The following is a 16,767-nucleotide window of genomic DNA, read 5'->3' as shown; positions in this document are numbered from 1 at the left end:
TGGTGAGTAAGAGGGGAGGAAAAAAATATGGCAGATTCTCTAGTCATTGTAGAATCACCTGCTAAAGCAAAAACCATCGGAAAATATTTAGGGAAGAAATATATTGTAAAGGCATCCATGGGTCATGTCATTGATTTACCAAAAAGTCAATTAGGTGTTGAAATAGAAAACCAATTCTCCCCCAAATATATAACCATAAGAGGAAAAGGTGAAGTCTTAAAGAACCTAAGAGATGCTATAAAAAAAGTGAAAAATGTATACTTAGCTGCTGACCCTGACCGAGAAGGGGAAGCAATCGCTTGGCATTTGGCAAGAGCGTTAAATATAGACGAAAATAAAAAATGCCGTGTTGTATTTAATGAAATTACAAAAGATGCAATTAAAGAAGCTTTTAAACATCCGCGAAAAGTAAATAAGGATCTCGTAGATGCACAACAGGCGAGAAGAATATTAGATCGATTAGTGGGATACAAAATAAGTCCACTCTTATGGAAAAAAGTAAAAAAGGGATTAAGTGCAGGGCGTGTTCAATCTGTTGCAGTAAAATTGATCTATGATCGTGAAAAAGAAATTAAAGAATTTGTGGCTGAGGAATATTGGTCTGTTACTTTGTTATTAGAAACTCATGGGGAAAACTTTGAAGCAAAATTCTTTGGATATGATGGCAAAAAAACAGAGTTACATTCAAATGAAGAAGTGAAACAGTTACTAGAAAGCATTGAAGGTTATCCCGTCATTATTTCGGAAGTGAAAAAAAGTGAAAGAACCCGAAACCCGGCACTTCCATTTATTACTAGTTCATTACAGCAAGAGGCAGCACGAAAATTAAATTTCCGTGCCTCTAAAACAATGTCTATTGCACAACAATTATATGAAGGGATCGAATTAGGAAAGGAAGGAACAGTAGGTCTAATTACCTATATGCGAACGGACTCAACAAGGGTATCCCAAGTTGCACAAGAAGAAGCAAAGGAATATATCAAAAAAACATATGGAGAAAAATATTTACCTAAAAATCCGCGAACAGCAAAAAAGGGGAAAAACGCTCAAGATGCTCATGAAGCCATTCGGCCAACATCTGTCTTCAAAACACCAGATTCATTAAAAGCATTTTTATCAAGAGATCAATTAAGGTTGTACCGCCTGATTTGGGAGCGTTTTGTTTCAAGTCAAATGGCACCAGCGATCTTAGACACAATGATGGTTGATATTAATATTGGAGAAAGAAATGCTTTATTTAGAGCAACAGGTTCTAAAATTAAATTTCCCGGGTTTATTAAACTGTACGTAGAAGGAAATGATGATGGAAATAAAGATGAAGAACGTTTTTTACCTCCGTTGGAAGAAAAACAAGAACTTACGCTAAAAAATATAGACCCAGAACAACATTTCACCCAACCACCTCCTAGATACACAGAAGCTCGGTTGGTTAAGACTATGGAAGAACTAGGGATTGGTAGACCTAGCACGTATGCACCAACATTAGAAACCATTCAAAAAAGAGGCTATGTTAAACTAGAAGATAAAAAATTTGTCCCCACTGAACTAGGTGAGCTCGTTATTATTCTAATGAAAAAGTTCTTCCCGGAAATTCTTGATGTAGAATTTACCGCACATATGGAAGATCAGCTGGATAAAATTGAAGATGGAAACTTAAAATGGGTAGATGTATTGGAAAACTTTTATAGGGATTTTGAAAAAAGATTAAAACATGCTGAAGAAGAGATGAAAGAAGTAGAAATCAAAGATGAGATCTCTGATCAAATATGTGAAAAATGTGGTCGCCCTATGGTTTATAAAATGGGGAGATTTGGGAAATTCTTAGCATGTTCAGGATTTCCAGAATGTAGAAATACTAAACCGATTGTAAAACTCATTGATGTTAATTGCCCAAAATGTGGTGGAGAAATTGTCGAAAGAAAAGGGAAAAAGAAAGTGTTCTATGGGTGTAACCATTACCCAAATTGTGATTTTATCTCTTTTGATAAACCGATTACCAGACCTTGCCCCAAATGTGGCGGTTTAATGGTGGAAAAAAGATCAAAAAAAGGTACACAAATTCAGTGTACTGAGTGTGATTATAAGGAAGAAGTACAATAATGGAGGCACAACATGACGAAACAGAATAATGTGAATGTGATCGGAGCAGGTTTAGCTGGAAGTGAAGCGGCATGGCAACTTGCTAAATATGGAATACCTGTTAAATTATATGAAATGCGTCCAACGAAAAGCTCACCTGCTCATCATACCACACAATTTGCAGAGTTAGTATGTAGTAACTCATTACGTTCAAACAGTTTGACAAATGCTGTTGGACTTCTAAAAGAAGAAATGAGAAAATTTCATTCGCTTATCATAGAAACAGCTGATAGACATGCGGTACCAGCGGGAGGAGCCTTAGCAGTTGATCGGAACTTATTCTCGCAGACAATTACTCAAACGATTAAAAATCATCCATTGATAGATGTTATCCATGAAGAAGTAACAGAGATTCCTGAAGGAATTACAATTGTGGCGACTGGCCCTTTAACCTCTGAGAACCTATCCAAAGAAATTTCTAAACTGTTAGGGGAAGAATATCTTTATTTTTATGATGCTGCGGCACCGATCATTGAAAAAGAGAGTATAGATTTTGACAAGGTCTTTATTGCTTCAAGATATGATAAAGGAGAAGCAGCCTATATCAATTGTCCAATGACTGAAGAGGAATTTAATCGATTTTATGACGCATTAGTTGAAGCAGAAACTGCAGAACGAAAAAGCTTTGAAAAGAAAATCTATTTTGAAGGGTGTATGCCTGTAGAAGTGATGGGAAAAAGAGGAAGGCAAACCCTTCTCTTTGGACCTATGAAACCAGTCGGATTGATAGATCCTAAAACAGGAAAGCAACCTTTCGCTGTTATTCAATTAAGACAGGATAATGCGGAGGGAACTTTATATAATATTGTTGGTTTTCAAACCCATCTAAAATGGGGGGAACAAAAAAAAATCATCCAAATGATTCCGGGACTTGAAAATGCAGAAATCGTTCGTTATGGGGTTATGCATCGAAATACTTTTATTAATTCTCCTAAAGTATTAAAACCAACGTATCAATTTAAAGAAAAGGACCAATTATTTTTTGCGGGTCAAATGACGGGGGTTGAAGGCTATGTGGAATCTGCTGCCTCTGGCATGATAGCAGGAATTAATGCAGCACTTCTATTTAAAGGAAAAGAGCCTGTTATATTTCCAAACGAAACAGCATTAGGTAGTATGGCACACTATATTACAACTGCTGATCACAAACACTTTCAACCAATGAATGCTAATTTTGGTCTATTACCCAGTTTAAACCAGAAAATAAAAAACAAAAACGAAAGAAATTTACAATTATCCCAAAGAGCACTAACGACAATTCAGAATTTTTCACAATACGTACACAATTTAGCTTGTGATTTTTAACATTACTATGTTAATATTATGTTGCCTTTACATAAGAGGGGACAAAAAATGAATCAGATCGATCAATATTTAATAGAATTTCAAGGGTATTTGCAAATTGAAAAAAATGTATCTACTCATACATTACAAAATTATTTAAAGGATATACAGGCCTTCACTTTATTTATGACATCAAAAGGAAAAAATACTTATCAAGAAGTGACTTATCTTGATGTAAGAAATTATTTAGCCTTACTAAATGAAAAACATTATGCTCGTAAATCAATAGCAAGAAAGCTTTCAAGTTTAAGAACTTTTTTTCGATTTTTAATGAGAGAGAATTATCTTAAAACAAATCCTTTTAAAATGGTATCAACACCAAAGATTGAAAAGAAGTTGCCTCATTTTATGTACCCTGAAGAAATACAGGAACTGATTGATGCTCCTAACCTTACAAAGCCTTTGGGTATTAGGGATAGAGCTATAATTGAAGTCCTGTATGCTAGTGGTATTCGGGTAAGTGAATTAGTTAGTCTAGACTTAAACTCAATCGATTTGGTGAATGGAACAGCATTAGTATTTGGAAAAGGGGCTAAGGAAAGATATGTTCCCTTAGGTAGATTTGCAATCCAATCCTTACATCATTATATAGAAGATGCTAGACCAAAATTGAAACCTATTGAAATAGAACGAGCCCTCTTTTTAAATAAAAATGGGAAACGCCTTACAGATCGAAGTGTCCGCCGAATGATTGATAAGTATGTTCGAGGCTTATCATTTTCCAAGAAGGTCAGTCCTCATACATTACGTCATACGTTTGCAACACACTTGTTAAATGCAGGAGCAGACTTGCGTTCAGTTCAGGAATTATTGGGTCATGTGAATATTTCAACAACACAGATTTATACCCACGTGACTAAGGAAAGATTGCAAAATATTTATAAAAATACTCATCCAAGAGCATAGTAATGAAATCATATTTAAATGTAAATTTTCTGAATATATATTCCTTAAAAAGGATATAAAGGAGGATGAAAGGATGTCAGAACCCTTTCACGCAACCACTATTTTTGCCATTCAACATAATGGCCATTCAGCCATGGCTGGTGATGGTCAAGTCACTTTTGGTAATAGTATGGTGATGAAGCATTCTGCCAAAAAAGTACGAAAACTATATCGCGGTGAAGTAATTGCTGGATTTGCAGGATCAGTTGCAGATGCTTTTACACTATTTGAAAAGTTTGAAGGTAAGCTTGAAGAATATCATGGTAATTTGCAAAGAGCAGCAGTAGAATTAGCCAAAGAATGGAAAATGGATAAGATACTACGTCGCCTTGAAGCAATGATCATCGTGATGAATAAAGACTATTTGCTTTTAGTCTCTGGAAATGGTGAGGTGATTGAGCCTGATGATGGTATTTTGGCCATTGGTTCAGGTGGAATGTATGCATTATCAGCAGGTCGGGCATTAAAAAGACATGCAACTCAATTATCTGCAAAAGAAATTGCCGAATCTGCTCTTAAGATTGCGGCAGAGATTTGTGTTTATACAAATGATCAGATTATTATAGAAGAACTATAAAGGGGGGAATCACGATGGTAAGACATAAATCCTTAACCCCACGAGAAATTGTTTCTGAATTAGATAAATATATTGTAGGTCAAAAACAGGCAAAACGTGCCGTTGCGATTGCACTTAGAAATCGTTACCGAAGAAGTCTTTTGGATACAGCGATTCGGGACGAAATCGTTCCAAAAAATATTCTGATGATTGGACCAACTGGGGTAGGAAAAACAGAGATTGCAAGAAGATTAGCTAAGTTAGTTGGGGCTCCTTTTATTAAAATTGAGGCCACAAAATTTACTGAGGTAGGGTATGTTGGTCGAGATGTAGAATCGATGGTTAGGGATTTGATCGAAACTTCAATCAGAATGGTTAAGAATGAAAAGACAGAAAAGGTTAAGAATAAAGCAGAAGAATTGGCAAACGATCGCATTGTTGAAATTTTAGTACCGATGAAAAAGAAGAATAGAAACATGAAAAACCCACTTGAGATGTTATTTGGAGGTCAAACCCAAGAACCAACACATGAGGATGTAGTTGAAGAAGATCATATCAATGAGAGAAGAAGAAAAATTCGTTTTCAGCTCCTAAATGGTCAACTAGAAGATGAAGTGATTGAGATCGAAGTAGAGGACAATTCACCCTCAATGCTTGATATTTTTTCTGGTTCTGGTGTAGAACAAATGGGTTTAAATATGCAAGATGTATTAGGAAATTTAATCCCTAAAAAAACCAAAAGACGAAAATTGCCAATTAAAGAAGCTAGAAAGTTTATTGTTCAAGAAGAAGCACAGAAATTGATCGATATGGATGAAGTTATTCAAGAATCGATTGAGAGAGCAGAACAATCCGGTATTATATTTATTGATGAAATTGATAAAATTGCTGGAAAAGAAAGAGGACCTGATGTTTCAAGAGAAGGAGTTCAAAGAGATATCTTGCCCATTGTTGAAGGGTCAACAGTGATGACCAAATATGGTGCGATTAAAACTGACTATATCTTATTTATTGCAGCAGGTGCATTTCATATGTCAAAGCCCTCTGATCTAATTCCTGAATTACAAGGGAGGTTTCCAATTCGAGTTGAATTACAAGATTTGAGTATTGAAGATTTTGTTCAGATACTGAAAGAACCCAAAAATGCCCTAACTAAGCAATATGTTTCCTTACTTCAAACTGAGGGGATTGAAATTGAATTTTCAAATGAGGCGATTTATGAAATAGCCAAATTAGCAGCAGAGGTGAACCAAACCACAGATAATATAGGGGCTAGACGCTTACATACAATCTTAGAGAAGCTGCTAGAGGACCTATCCTTTGAGGCTCCAGACATTCATTTAGAAAAAGTCATCATTACCCCAGAATATGTGAGGGAAAAACTTTCAACGATTGTAGAGAATCGAGATTTATCTCAGTATATATTGTAGGAGGATTATACAATGGATCTTTTATCAAAAACTAGAAGAATTAATCGATTATTACAAAAAGCTGCTGGTCATGCTGTTAATTTTAATGAAATGGCTGAGATCCTAAGTGATGTGATTGAAGCAAATATTTTTGTGGTGAGCCGAAAAGGTAAATTACTAGGTTTGGCTATTGCACAAGAAATTGAAAATGAACGTATTTCTGAAATGCTTAAACAAAGGCAATTTCCAGAAGAATATAATGCTTTATTGATGAAACAGGATGAGACTGTCACTAACATTGGAATTGATAGCCCACTATCTTCTTTTCCAGCTGAAATGAAGGATATTTTTAAGGATAGTTATACTACCCTCGTACCAATCATCGGTGGCGGTGACCGAATTGGAACACTTATTCTTGGAAGACTAAGTGAGCAATTTGGAGACGAAGACTTAATCTTAGCTGAATATGGTGCCACTGTCGTTGGAATGGAAATTCTTAGAGAACGTTCTGAAGCGATGGAAGAAGAAGTAAGAAGTAAAGCAGTGGTACAGATGGCCATCGGCTCACTTTCATATAGTGAACTTGAAGCGATAGAGCATATTTTTGAAGAGCTAGATGGAAAAGAAGGTTTGTTAGTCGCAAGTAAAATTGCTGACCGTGTTGGAATCACTCGTTCAGTCATCGTAAACGCTCTAAGAAAGTTAGAAAGTGCAGGTGTGATCGAATCCCGTTCATTAGGTATGAAAGGAACGTATATTAAGGTATTAAATGAAAAATTAATCACCGAATTGGATAAACTTCGCACTTCTTAAATTAAAAAATTATAAATTTTAAAAAAACTGCCAAACGGGCAGTTTTTTTATTGTACTCATGATAGAAATAAATCTAAAATAGACTTAATAGGAGAGAAAAAGGGGAGGGAGAGAACCATGACGTTTGATCAAATTATGCAAAGAAACATCTCATCTAAAGAATTACTTCAAATGGTCCAATATTATCGTGGCCAATTAACTCAGGATGCGCTTGATTATTTAAAGGATAGAGGAATTCAATCAGAAATAATAGAGAAATTTTTAATTGGTTTTGAAAAAGATATGATAGGATTTCAGCCCAATGACAAAGGTTTTAACGGATATTTTCACAATCGGATAATTTTTCCTTTGCAGACGATGGAACAGGATGTCGTCGATTTAATTGGGAGAAGTATCGATGGTAGAGAGCCAAAATTTAAATCTTTAATTGGTGTCGAGGATGTATTTTTTAATGAAATGGCTCTAAAACAGGTAGATGATGTGATTCTGTGTAATTCTATTTTTGATGTGTTGTCTTTAGAGCAAGCAAAATTACCTAGTATTTGTATGATAAACAGCCAATTAAATGATCAATTACTAACTAAAATGGAGAATAAGCGAGTTTTTATTTGTTTTGGTAATGATGAAATTGGTAGAAGAGAAACGATCAGAGTGGCAAAATGGTTAGAATCAGTTATAAAAGAGTTGTATATTATTCATCTGCCAAAAGGGTTCAAAGATGTAAATGATTTCTTTATTCGAATGAAAAATCCTTCGGATGAATTTATAAATATAATTAATAAAACATTGAAAGAAAGCTTGATATCACCAATTGCTCCAGATAGTTCAAATCTAGTTCTATTTCAAGAAGAATATATCAAACGATACAATAAAAAACTAAGTGGAATTAAAACTGGATTTAAGGCCTTAGATGAATTATTAGTAGGGGGACTACAAGAAGGCTTGTATTTGGTTGGTGGTGCTGTTTCTGTAGGAAAAACAACCTTCTTAAAACAATTAACAGACCAAGTGGCAACAAATGTACCTGTGCTTTATATTTCTTGGGATATGACCTCTTTTGAATTATGGGTTAGAAGCATGTCGAGGTTTACTGGTTGTTCTACCCAACAAATTTTTTCAGGCCAAGTTCCCGTGCAAGACATTCAATTAGCAAATCAAACCTATTCAACCCTTGCTAAAAACATTTGGACCTTAGATGCAAATATTCATACATCTTTAGAAGATATTGCGATCATTCTAAACAAAATTTTACTTCAGCTACATAAAAAGCCTGTTATAATCTTTGACCACCTTCAAAGGATCCATTTAAAACAAGGGATTTCAATGCCAGCCCATGAACAGCAGCTGCAAGTAACCTATAATTTACACCATTGGTCTAGACAATGGGGAGTACCTATTTTACTTGCAGCAACAGGAAAAGAAGAAAATTTCCCCCCGGAATTAGTGGCTTCTATTGATAGTTACATCCATTTAGAAGGAAATAACAATGAAGAAAATTCACTAGTCACTTTTGAATTAAAAAAGAATCGTAATGGCTCAATTGGAAAAATACAGTTTAGCTTTAATAAAACAATAGGATTATTTTCAGAAATTTTAAAAGATGCAGATTAGAATAAAATGTCTTCTCAATCTAAAAACAAGGGTGTATACTTAACCTGACAAGATGATTTCTAATGATGATTTCTAATATTTGTTTTTCCGAGGTGGTAAAATCATGGATCAAGAACAGGAAAATTTAAATTTGCTTGTTTCAACCCAAATCGTTATTAAAGAAGCTTTAGAAAAATTGGGTTATCCAGAAAACATGTATGACTTATTAAAAGAACCATTACGTATGTTAACCGTGCGCATTCCTATTCGAATGGACAACGGGGAGGTTAAAGTGTTTACTGGCTATCGTGCACAACACAATGATGCAGTTGGACCAACAAAAGGTGGTGTTCGTTTTCATCCTGATGTAACTGAGGATGAAGTGAAAGCGCTTTCTATTTGGATGAGCCTTAAAGCCGGTATCGTTGATTTGCCATATGGGGGAGGTAAAGGTGGAATTATATGTGATCCCCGTGAAATGTCTTTTAGAGAGTTAGAGCGTTTAAGCCGAGGATATGTTCGTGCAATAAGTCAAGTTGTTGGTCCAACTAAAGATATTCCTGCACCAGATGTATTTACAAATTCACAAATTATGGCATGGATGATGGATGAATATAGTCGAATTCGAGAGTTCGATTCTCCAGGATTTATTACAGGTAAGCCGTTAGTATTAGGTGGTTCCCATGGGCGTGAATCTGCTACTGCAAAAGGTGTTGCTCTAATGATTCGTGAGGCTGCTCGGAAAAAAGGAATCCAGCTTGAAGACGCAAAAGTGGTGATTCAAGGTTTTGGGAATGCCGGTAGTTACTTAGCAAAATTTATGTATGATGCTGGTGCTAAAGTCATTGGAATTTCAGATGCTTATGGTGCTTTACATAATGAAGATGGATTAGATATTGATTATCTTCTTGATCGAAGAGATTCTTTTGGTACAGTAACAAAGCTTTTTAAAAACACAATCACAAATAAAGAATTGTTAGAATTAGAATGTGATATTTTAGTCCCTGCTGCGATTGAGAATCAGATTACAGCAGCAAACGCTAATAAAATCAAAGCGAAAATAGTTGTTGAAGCTGCAAATGGACCAACAACGATTGAAGCAACAAAAATTTTAACTGAAAAAGATATCCTATTAGTACCAGATGTTCTTGCAAGTGCTGGTGGAGTAACCGTATCTTACTTTGAATGGGTACAGAACAACCAAGGATATTATTGGACAGAAGAAGAAGTTTGGCAAAAGCTTGAAGAAGTGATGGTTAGATCCTTTAACAATGTTTATAATACATCCGTTTCTAGAAAAGTAGATATGAGATTAGCCGCATATATGGTTGGCGTTCGTAAAATGGCTGAAGCTTCTAGATTTCGTGGTTGGGTATAATAGATGATTTTATAGGTTAGATAAAAGCTCTCTAAAAAAATTCTTAGAGAGCTTTATACATCAAAATATTGTTGTAAATTGATAGATGGATCCTTTTTAAAAAGGTTGATTGTTATCATTAATTTAATTCTAGCCTTTTGACCGTTTAACCCATTAGAAAAGATTAAACCTAAATCTTTTAATTGTTTTCCTCCGCCTTCGTACCCATAAACAGCATCTACAAAACCATTAAAACATCTTGAAACCAATACGATTGGGATTCCTTTCTCGATCCCCTTTTTAATTCCCCCTAGCATTTCTGGAGGTAAATTCCCCTGTCCAAGTCCTTCAATAACGATTCCTTCATACCCATGTTCAATCAATGTGTTAATGAGTAAATCGTCCATTCCTGCTGCAGCTTTAACCAATCCAATCTTTGTATTTGGAGGAGAGAGTTCATAATTATCTCTTAGTAAAGGGGCATGTGAAAAACGAATTCCCTTTTTTGTCACTGTTCCAATCGGTCCATTTTCTGGGGACTGAAATGTTGCAACGTTGCTGGTGTGTGTTTTGGTTACATAACGAGCTGCGTGAATTTCATCATTAAATACAACAAGAACACCTTTTCCAGTCGAAGAGGGATCTGCTACAACACGAACCGCACCTACTAAATTAACTGGCCCATCTGCCCCTAATTCATTGCTACTTCTCATTGCACCAGTTAAAACGACTGGCTTATCACTTGTTAGCAAAAGGTCAAGAAAATAAGCCGTCTCCTCAAGTGTATCAGTCCCATGAGTGATGACAACTCCCAGTACCTCGTCATCCTCTAGATATTTTTTAGTGTGAAGAGCCAATTGATACATTTTCTCTGGTGTCATGTGTGGACTAGGAATATTCATAAAATGCTCCATTTCTACATTCACATATTCTTCTAAAAACGGAAGAAAAAAATCGAGTGTATTTTGATCAAGTGGTTTTACTGTTTTTGTTTTAAGGTCCTCACTCATTGCTATTGTACCGCCAGTTGTGATAATGACCACTTTTGACATTATTTACCCTCCGTTACTATTGAAGTTACATTTAATTACATGATACGATAACATCAGAATGAATCAAAGGAGTTTTTTATGATTACACTGATTAGCGGTGCATTTGCACCAGGGATTGCTTTACTTAGTTTCATATATTTAAAGGATAAATATGAATTAGAACCTTTACATTTGATCATCAAAATGTTTATAATAGGTACAATTTTAGTTTTTCCAGCTTATGTTTTTGAGAGAATGATTCAAGAAGGACTAGCCCACTGGAATTTGCCCATTTTGAGTACAGCGGTGGTTGAGGAATTTTTAAAATGGTTTATTCTTTATTTTTTAATTTTTAAACATGTTGAATTTAATGAACCTTATGATGGGGTGGTCTATTCTGTTGCTGTCTCAATTGGATTTGCAACGCTTGAGAACTTAGGGTATTTGTTTTTTCATTCTAGTCAACCAGCTATGATTTTATTAAGAGGTCTATTACCTGTTTCAGGCCATGCACTTTTTGCCATTATGATGGGATATTTTTTGGGAAAAGCTAAATTTTCATGCATCCATTATAAAAAGATATTTCTGTTCTTATCATGGATCATTCCAATGATTGCTCATGCAACCTACAATTTTATTTTAGAACAAAAGATGATGGATTGGGTATATCTGATGCTACCATTTTTAACTTTTTTGTGGTGGTATGGGTTAAAGAAAATAAAAATAGCAACAAAATTATCACCTTTTCACGAAAGTGAACCCCCTGAAGTAAATTACTGAAAAAAGTGGTTAAAATGGAACTAGGGGGTGAATGATTTGACACGAGTTAAGGTAATCATTCGTTGTAACCAATGTGGTGAAAAGTTTTTTTTAAGAGGAAGAATGGATCAGCATTTAAGACTCTTTCCAAAAAAGGAAAGGGTCTTTCTTTATTCTTCAGGTTGTTACCTTATTGCATAGTATGGAGCATTTAAACTCAAACTAGAAATAGGAGGCGGATCTCATGATGAAAAAAGTTGTTCGTTATTGCCTATTGTTCAGTTTATTATTTTTCATCCTCACTTTTATTTTTAATCCAATAATAGCCCCTGATGAGAATGATGTAAAAGCACAGCGAACCACATTATCTGCTAATGATATGAAATTGATGGCGAATGCTGTTTATGGCGAATCAAGAGGAGAACCATATGTTGGTCAAGTTGCTGTTGCGGCAGTTATCTTAAACCGCGTTAAAAGCTCCTCTTTTCCAGACACTGTTTCCGGTGTTATTTTTGAACCAGGAGCTTTTACTGCTGTTGCAGATGGACAAATCTATTTAACTCCTAATAAACAAGCGGAGAAGGCTGTAAAGGATGCTTTAAGTGGTTGGGATCCAACAGATGGATGTGAATATTACTTTAACCCACAAACAGCCACTTCAAAATGGATTTGGTCAAGGCCACAAGTAAAAAAAATTGGCAAACATATTTTTTGTCGATGAAGGAGTGAAAATGAAATGTATAAGGGTATTACAGGTATTTTAATCCCTGTATTAGTCATTGCTGTAATTGGAGCAGGTTTTTGGGGTTATCAAGAAAATCAAGAGAAAAACTCAATTTTGATTAAAGCAGAAAATCAGTATCAACGGGCATTTCATGATCTAAATTTTCATATTGATGCCTTACATGATGAATTAGGTAAAACATTAGCCGTTAATTCCCGTAGACAGTTATCCCCTTCATTAGCGAATGTTTGGAGGTTAGCCTATTCTGCTCAATCTGATGTAGGTCAGTTGCCATTAACATTGATGCCATTTAGTAAAACAGAAGAATTCTTAGCAAAAATCGGGGATTTCTCCTATCGTATTGCAATAAGAGATTTGGGAAAAGAACCTTTAACTGATCAGGAATATAAGACATTAAAAACCTTGTACGAGAGATCTAAAGAAATACGAAACGAACTAAATCATGTGCAAACAGAAGTCATCGATAAACAATTACGATGGATGGATGTTGAAATTGCTTTGGCAGAAGAAGACAAAAAGATGGACAACACGATCATTGATGGATTTAAAACAATCGACAAAAAAGTACAGGAATTCCCCGAATTAGATTGGGGTCCAGAAATGATGAGTTTAGAAAAGAAAAATAAAGAGAAAGGAAAAAACTTAAAAGGACGTTTGATTACTGCTGAAGAAGCAAAGAAAAAGGCTGCCGAATTTATGAAAGTACCTGTTTCAGATCAAATAAAAGTGGATAAAACGGGAAAAGGATCTAATTTTGAAGCCTTTAGCGTACAAATAAAAGGAAAGAATATAGTTAATTTGGACGTTACTAAAGTGGGTGGCCACGTAGTCTGGATGATCATAAATCGGGAGATCGATGGCAAAAAAATCTCATTAGAACAAGCGACAGAAAAAGCAAATGCTTTTTTACAAAAACGTGGTTATACCTCAATGGTACCAACTACGATTGATCAGTACGATAATAGCTTAATTTTTACATATGCTTACAAACAAAATGGTGTGGTTGTTTATCCTGATATGCTAAGTGTCAAGGTCGCTTTAGATAATGGGGAGATTATCGGTTTTGAATCCACAGGTTATACCTTTAATCATAAAAAGAGAGTAATTCCATCACCAACTATTACAAAAGAAACAGTCCAAACAAAAGTAAACCCTCATTTGAAAATTTTCTCTATCCGTCCTGCATTGATTGAAAACAGTGATGGAAAAGAAGTACTCACCTATGAAGTAACAGGGGATTTTGACAAAGTTACCTACAGAATTTATATCAATGCGCAAAATGGTGAAGAAGAAGTAGTTGAAAAAGTAGAGGAAGATATAGTAAGTTAAAAGAAAGACGATTATGAACAGGAGGATTAAAATGCCTCCTGTTTTTACAACATATAAGGGGAGAGGTCTTTGTTACCTAGTATTAATCAAGTCGTAAAAATAAATATTGGTCATGAACATCAATTTTCTTTAAAATCAAGAATTGCTGAAATTTCTGAAAATGAAATAAGTATTGAGGTGCCAATCAATGAAGAAACTGGTAAACTCGAATTGATACCGGTTGGCCAAAAAGTAAAAGTATGGTATATGTCTAATGTCCATGGGCAATTCTCTTTTGATACTATTGTTGTGGGGAGAAAACAAGAACAGATCCCTCTATTGATATTAACTAAGCCAGTGGTATCTAAGATTCATCGAGTGCAAAGGAGAAACTTTCTAAGAGTTCCAGTTCATGTGGAAACAGCATTTAAGCCATTAGATAAACAGGATTGGACAGTAGTTCAAACGTTGGATCTCAGTGGTGGGGGCATGCAAGTTGTATTACCTTTCCCAAAAAAAGTAATGACTGGAGAAATGATCGAAGGTTGGATTGTGTTGCCGTTTAAAAATGGAACGATTGAGCATATCTCTTATATAGGAGAAATTATAAGATCAGAAATTCCCAATCAAAAAACAAACGTAACTTGGGTTTCTATTTCATTTACAACAATCAATGAAACAATGAGGTCAAAAATCATCCGGTTTTGTTATGAAAGACAAGTAGAACTAAGGGAAAAAGGTTTATAAAAGAAGAGTATATCTTGTCTATCCTTTGTTAAGGATAGTTAACGGAGGGATGATGATGATAAAAACCCGTTACCGTCCTTATGAGGAAAAGTTTATCTTATTTTCTGATTATGTAGAAAAGACGATCAAAAAAATATTTATCTTAGTGCTTATTCTCCTCATTGGTATTCAATTTCTTTTGTCCTTTGAATCGTTTCGCAAAGAATTTATTCCAGTGGAAAAAATGGAAGGATCAGCTTCTAAATTCCATCATACAATTGATTATATTGGAAGAATATGATAAGATTTTTATGAACATATTGTTCAACAGGCACCGGCCTGTTTTTTTTATGATATAGAAAGTTGTGACCCTACATATTTTGGAGGATTAGAATGAAAAAAATAAGTATTGCCATTGATGGACCTGCAGGAGCGGGAAAAAGTACCGTTGCAAAAAAGGTTGCTAATGAATTGGGATTTTTATATATTGATACTGGAGCGATGTATAGGGCACTGACCTTAAAAGCGATAAATGAAAATATAGACCTTCATGATGAAGATCAATTAAACCAATGTCTTCTTCGTAACCCTATTCAATTTGAAATTGATCAACACATACAAAGGGTAAAAATTGGGACAACAGATGTAACAGAGGCAATTAGAACACCAGAGATTACTAAACAGGTCTCATTGGTTGCTTCTCATGCTAAAGTGAGGGAAACAATGGTTGAACTTCAACGTAGATTAGCAAAAGAAGGTTCTGTTGTCATGGATGGAAGAGATATTGGAACCAATGTATTACCAAATGCAGAGTTAAAAATATTTTTGACAGCCTCAATTGAAGAACGAGCCCATAGAAGGTACTTAGAAATGACAAAAAACGGTTACGAAATAAAGTTGGAGCAGATCGTCGAGGAAATTGAATTGCGGGATAAAAAAGACCAAGAAAGGACCGTTGCACCTTTAAAGCAAGCAAAAGACGCTATTTTGATTGATACTTCTCAACTTTCCATTGAACAGGTGGTAAATGTAATTTTAAGTCTAGCTAGAGAAAGAATGAGAGGAGAGAACTAAAATGTCACTCTATACTTTTGCTAGAGTATTAATCAAAGGATACTTGAAAACTTTTTACAAACTAAAAGTGTATGGAGTTAAAAATATTCCAAAAGAGGGTCCTCTTATCTTGATTTCAAACCACATTAGTAATTTTGATCCAGTAGTGATCGCTTGTTCAGTAAATAGGAAAGTTCATTTTATGGCAAAAAAGGAATTGTTCGACATCCCTATTTTGGGTTCCTTTTTAAAAAAAGTGGGTCAATTTCCTATCAATAGAGGAGGAAGTGATCGTAAGGCGATTAAAACAGCATTAGACCTCCTTAAGGAGCAAGAAGTTCTAGGCATTTTCCCTGAAGGGACGCGTAGCAAAGATAAAGAATTAAAGCCTGGGTTACCTGGTGCTGCCTTATTTGCTTTAAAGTCAGATGTAAAAGTGATTCCGATTGGGATCGATTCAAGTTATAAGTGGTTTCAGCCGATTATCGTGAATATAGGTAATCCTATTCAGTTAGATTCTTTTAAAAAAGAGAAGGTTTCATCTGAGGATTTAACAGAAACGATGACTTTTATGATGGCTCAAATTAAGAAACAACTAGAGGAAATAAAATAAATGAATTTTTTTTATTACAGTATGATTTATTTAAGTTTAATGATCTTCATATTAAACCTTAGTCGAATCATTGCAAAACGTTGTATATTAAAAGGTTATCAACTTGAAGAGATTAAAAAGATTGTATGGAATGTTTTAAATAGCTTCATAATAAATTTAACAATGATCATGATACTTTTTATCCTTTATGAAATGAATGTCCTTTCAATAGACCGATTGCTTTGGCTTGGAGCAATTATTTTATTTATTATTTTCTTAACGATTTTCTATCTCTTTACCAAGTTGAAATAGTTTTTATGCCCAATCGTATTCCACCTGATAAAGGTCGGCTTTATCGTTAGGGTATGATTATAAGTTTTTTGAAGTGTTTTGTTACTTT

18 protein-coding genes are annotated in these 16,767 nt (G+C 34.8%); 17 read left to right on the top strand and 1 reads right to left on the bottom strand.

The window, feature by feature from the left end:
- The first annotated feature begins 27 nt into the window (after nt 1-27).
- From topA to TEPIDINF_RS05165, 8 genes are all read left to right on the top strand, one after another.
- Nucleotides 28-2,100, top strand: a complete 2,073-nt coding sequence (gene topA / locus TEPIDINF_RS05200) for a type I DNA topoisomerase (protein ID WP_069798075.1) — start codon at nt 28-30, stop codon at nt 2,098-2,100.
- Between the two features lie 12 nt (nt 2,101-2,112).
- On the top strand, nt 2,113-3,444 hold the full coding sequence (gene trmFO, locus TEPIDINF_RS05195) for an FADH(2)-oxidizing methylenetetrahydrofolate--tRNA-(uracil(54)-C(5))-methyltransferase TrmFO (protein ID WP_421691479.1): 1,332 nt from the start codon (nt 2,113-2,115) through the stop codon (nt 3,442-3,444).
- A gap of 48 nt (nt 3,445-3,492) precedes the next feature.
- Nucleotides 3,493-4,389 carry a tyrosine recombinase XerC gene (gene xerC, locus TEPIDINF_RS05190; RefSeq protein ID WP_421691478.1) on the top strand — a complete coding sequence of 299 codons (897 nt, stop codon included), beginning with the start codon at nt 3,493-3,495 and terminating at the stop codon, nt 4,387-4,389.
- A 73-nt stretch (nt 4,390-4,462) separates the two neighbouring features.
- The gene (gene hslV, locus TEPIDINF_RS05185) at nt 4,463-5,005 is read left to right on the top strand and encodes an ATP-dependent protease subunit HslV (RefSeq protein ID WP_421691477.1); all 543 of its coding nucleotides are present in this window, start codon (nt 4,463-4,465) and stop codon (nt 5,003-5,005) included.
- Nucleotides 5,006-5,019: 14 nt separating this feature from the next.
- Nucleotides 5,020-6,414, top strand: a complete 1,395-nt coding sequence (gene hslU, locus TEPIDINF_RS05180) for an ATP-dependent protease ATPase subunit HslU (RefSeq protein ID WP_421691476.1) — start codon at nt 5,020-5,022, stop codon at nt 6,412-6,414.
- 12 nt (nt 6,415-6,426) lie between these two features.
- Complete coding sequence (codY, locus tag TEPIDINF_RS05175; RefSeq protein ID WP_068724437.1) at nt 6,427-7,206, top strand: GTP-sensing pleiotropic transcriptional regulator CodY; 780 nt, start codon at nt 6,427-6,429, stop codon at nt 7,204-7,206.
- Between the two features lie 117 nt (nt 7,207-7,323).
- Nucleotides 7,324-8,817 carry a DnaB-like helicase C-terminal domain-containing protein gene (locus tag TEPIDINF_RS05170; RefSeq protein WP_421691475.1) on the top strand — a complete coding sequence of 498 codons (1,494 nt, stop codon included), beginning with the start codon at nt 7,324-7,326 and terminating at the stop codon, nt 8,815-8,817.
- Nucleotides 8,818-8,920: 103 nt separating this feature from the next.
- Nucleotides 8,921-10,174: a Glu/Leu/Phe/Val family dehydrogenase gene (locus tag TEPIDINF_RS05165; protein ID WP_069798087.1), complete on the top strand. Its 1,254-nt coding sequence runs from the start codon at nt 8,921-8,923 to the stop codon at nt 10,172-10,174.
- A 53-nt stretch (nt 10,175-10,227) separates the two neighbouring features.
- Here TEPIDINF_RS05165 and TEPIDINF_RS05160 read toward each other — a convergent pair whose 3' ends face one another.
- Nucleotides 10,228-11,205 carry an asparaginase gene (locus TEPIDINF_RS05160; protein ID WP_421691474.1) on the bottom strand — a complete coding sequence of 326 codons (978 nt, stop codon included), beginning with the start codon at nt 11,203-11,205 and terminating at the stop codon, nt 10,228-10,230.
- A gap of 78 nt (nt 11,206-11,283) precedes the next feature.
- Here TEPIDINF_RS05160 and prsW point away from each other — a divergent pair, with 78 nt between their 5' ends.
- The 9 genes from prsW to TEPIDINF_RS05115 all read left to right on the top strand — a co-directional run bounded on the left by prsW (nt 11,284) and on the right by TEPIDINF_RS05115 (nt 16,679).
- Complete coding sequence (gene prsW, locus TEPIDINF_RS05155; protein ID WP_069798091.1) at nt 11,284-11,964, top strand: glutamic-type intramembrane protease PrsW; 681 nt, start codon at nt 11,284-11,286, stop codon at nt 11,962-11,964.
- Nucleotides 11,965-12,000: 36 nt separating this feature from the next.
- Nucleotides 12,001-12,144 carry a hypothetical protein gene (locus TEPIDINF_RS05150; RefSeq protein ID WP_181482251.1) on the top strand — a complete coding sequence of 48 codons (144 nt, stop codon included), beginning with the start codon at nt 12,001-12,003 and terminating at the stop codon, nt 12,142-12,144.
- A gap of 43 nt (nt 12,145-12,187) precedes the next feature.
- A complete protein-coding gene (locus tag TEPIDINF_RS05145; protein WP_421691473.1) occupies nt 12,188-12,664 on the top strand; it encodes a cell wall hydrolase in 477 nt (158 codons plus the stop codon).
- Nucleotides 12,665-12,679: 15 nt separating this feature from the next.
- Entirely contained in the window at nt 12,680-14,017 is a 1,338-nt protein-coding gene (gene ypeB / locus TEPIDINF_RS05140; protein WP_069798093.1) for a germination protein YpeB, read from the top strand.
- A 69-nt stretch (nt 14,018-14,086) separates the two neighbouring features.
- Nucleotides 14,087-14,743 (top strand): flagellar brake protein, encoded by a 657-nt coding sequence (locus tag TEPIDINF_RS05135; protein WP_421691472.1) that lies wholly within the window; start codon nt 14,087-14,089, stop codon nt 14,741-14,743.
- 49 nt (nt 14,744-14,792) lie between these two features.
- Nucleotides 14,793-15,023, top strand: coding sequence for a hypothetical protein (locus tag TEPIDINF_RS05130; RefSeq protein WP_421691471.1), 231 nt, complete (start codon nt 14,793-14,795; stop codon nt 15,021-15,023).
- 92 nt (nt 15,024-15,115) lie between these two features.
- Nucleotides 15,116-15,796 (top strand): (d)CMP kinase, encoded by a 681-nt coding sequence (gene cmk / locus TEPIDINF_RS05125; protein ID WP_069798097.1) that lies wholly within the window; start codon nt 15,116-15,118, stop codon nt 15,794-15,796.
- Nucleotide 15,797: 1 nt separating this feature from the next.
- Nucleotides 15,798-16,388 (top strand): lysophospholipid acyltransferase family protein, encoded by a 591-nt coding sequence (locus TEPIDINF_RS05120; protein WP_068724418.1) that lies wholly within the window; start codon nt 15,798-15,800, stop codon nt 16,386-16,388.
- Nucleotides 16,389-16,679 (top strand): hypothetical protein, encoded by a 291-nt coding sequence (locus TEPIDINF_RS05115; RefSeq protein WP_068724416.1) that lies wholly within the window; start codon nt 16,389-16,391, stop codon nt 16,677-16,679.
- The last annotated feature ends 88 nt before the right edge of the window (nt 16,680-16,767 follow it).

This window comes from Tepidibacillus infernus, from assembly GCF_048898065.1.
Taxonomy (GTDB): domain Bacteria; phylum Bacillota; class Bacilli; order Tepidibacillales; family Tepidibacillaceae; genus Tepidibacillus_B; species Tepidibacillus_B infernus.
This window is presented reverse-complemented; position numbering and strand designations above follow the sequence as displayed.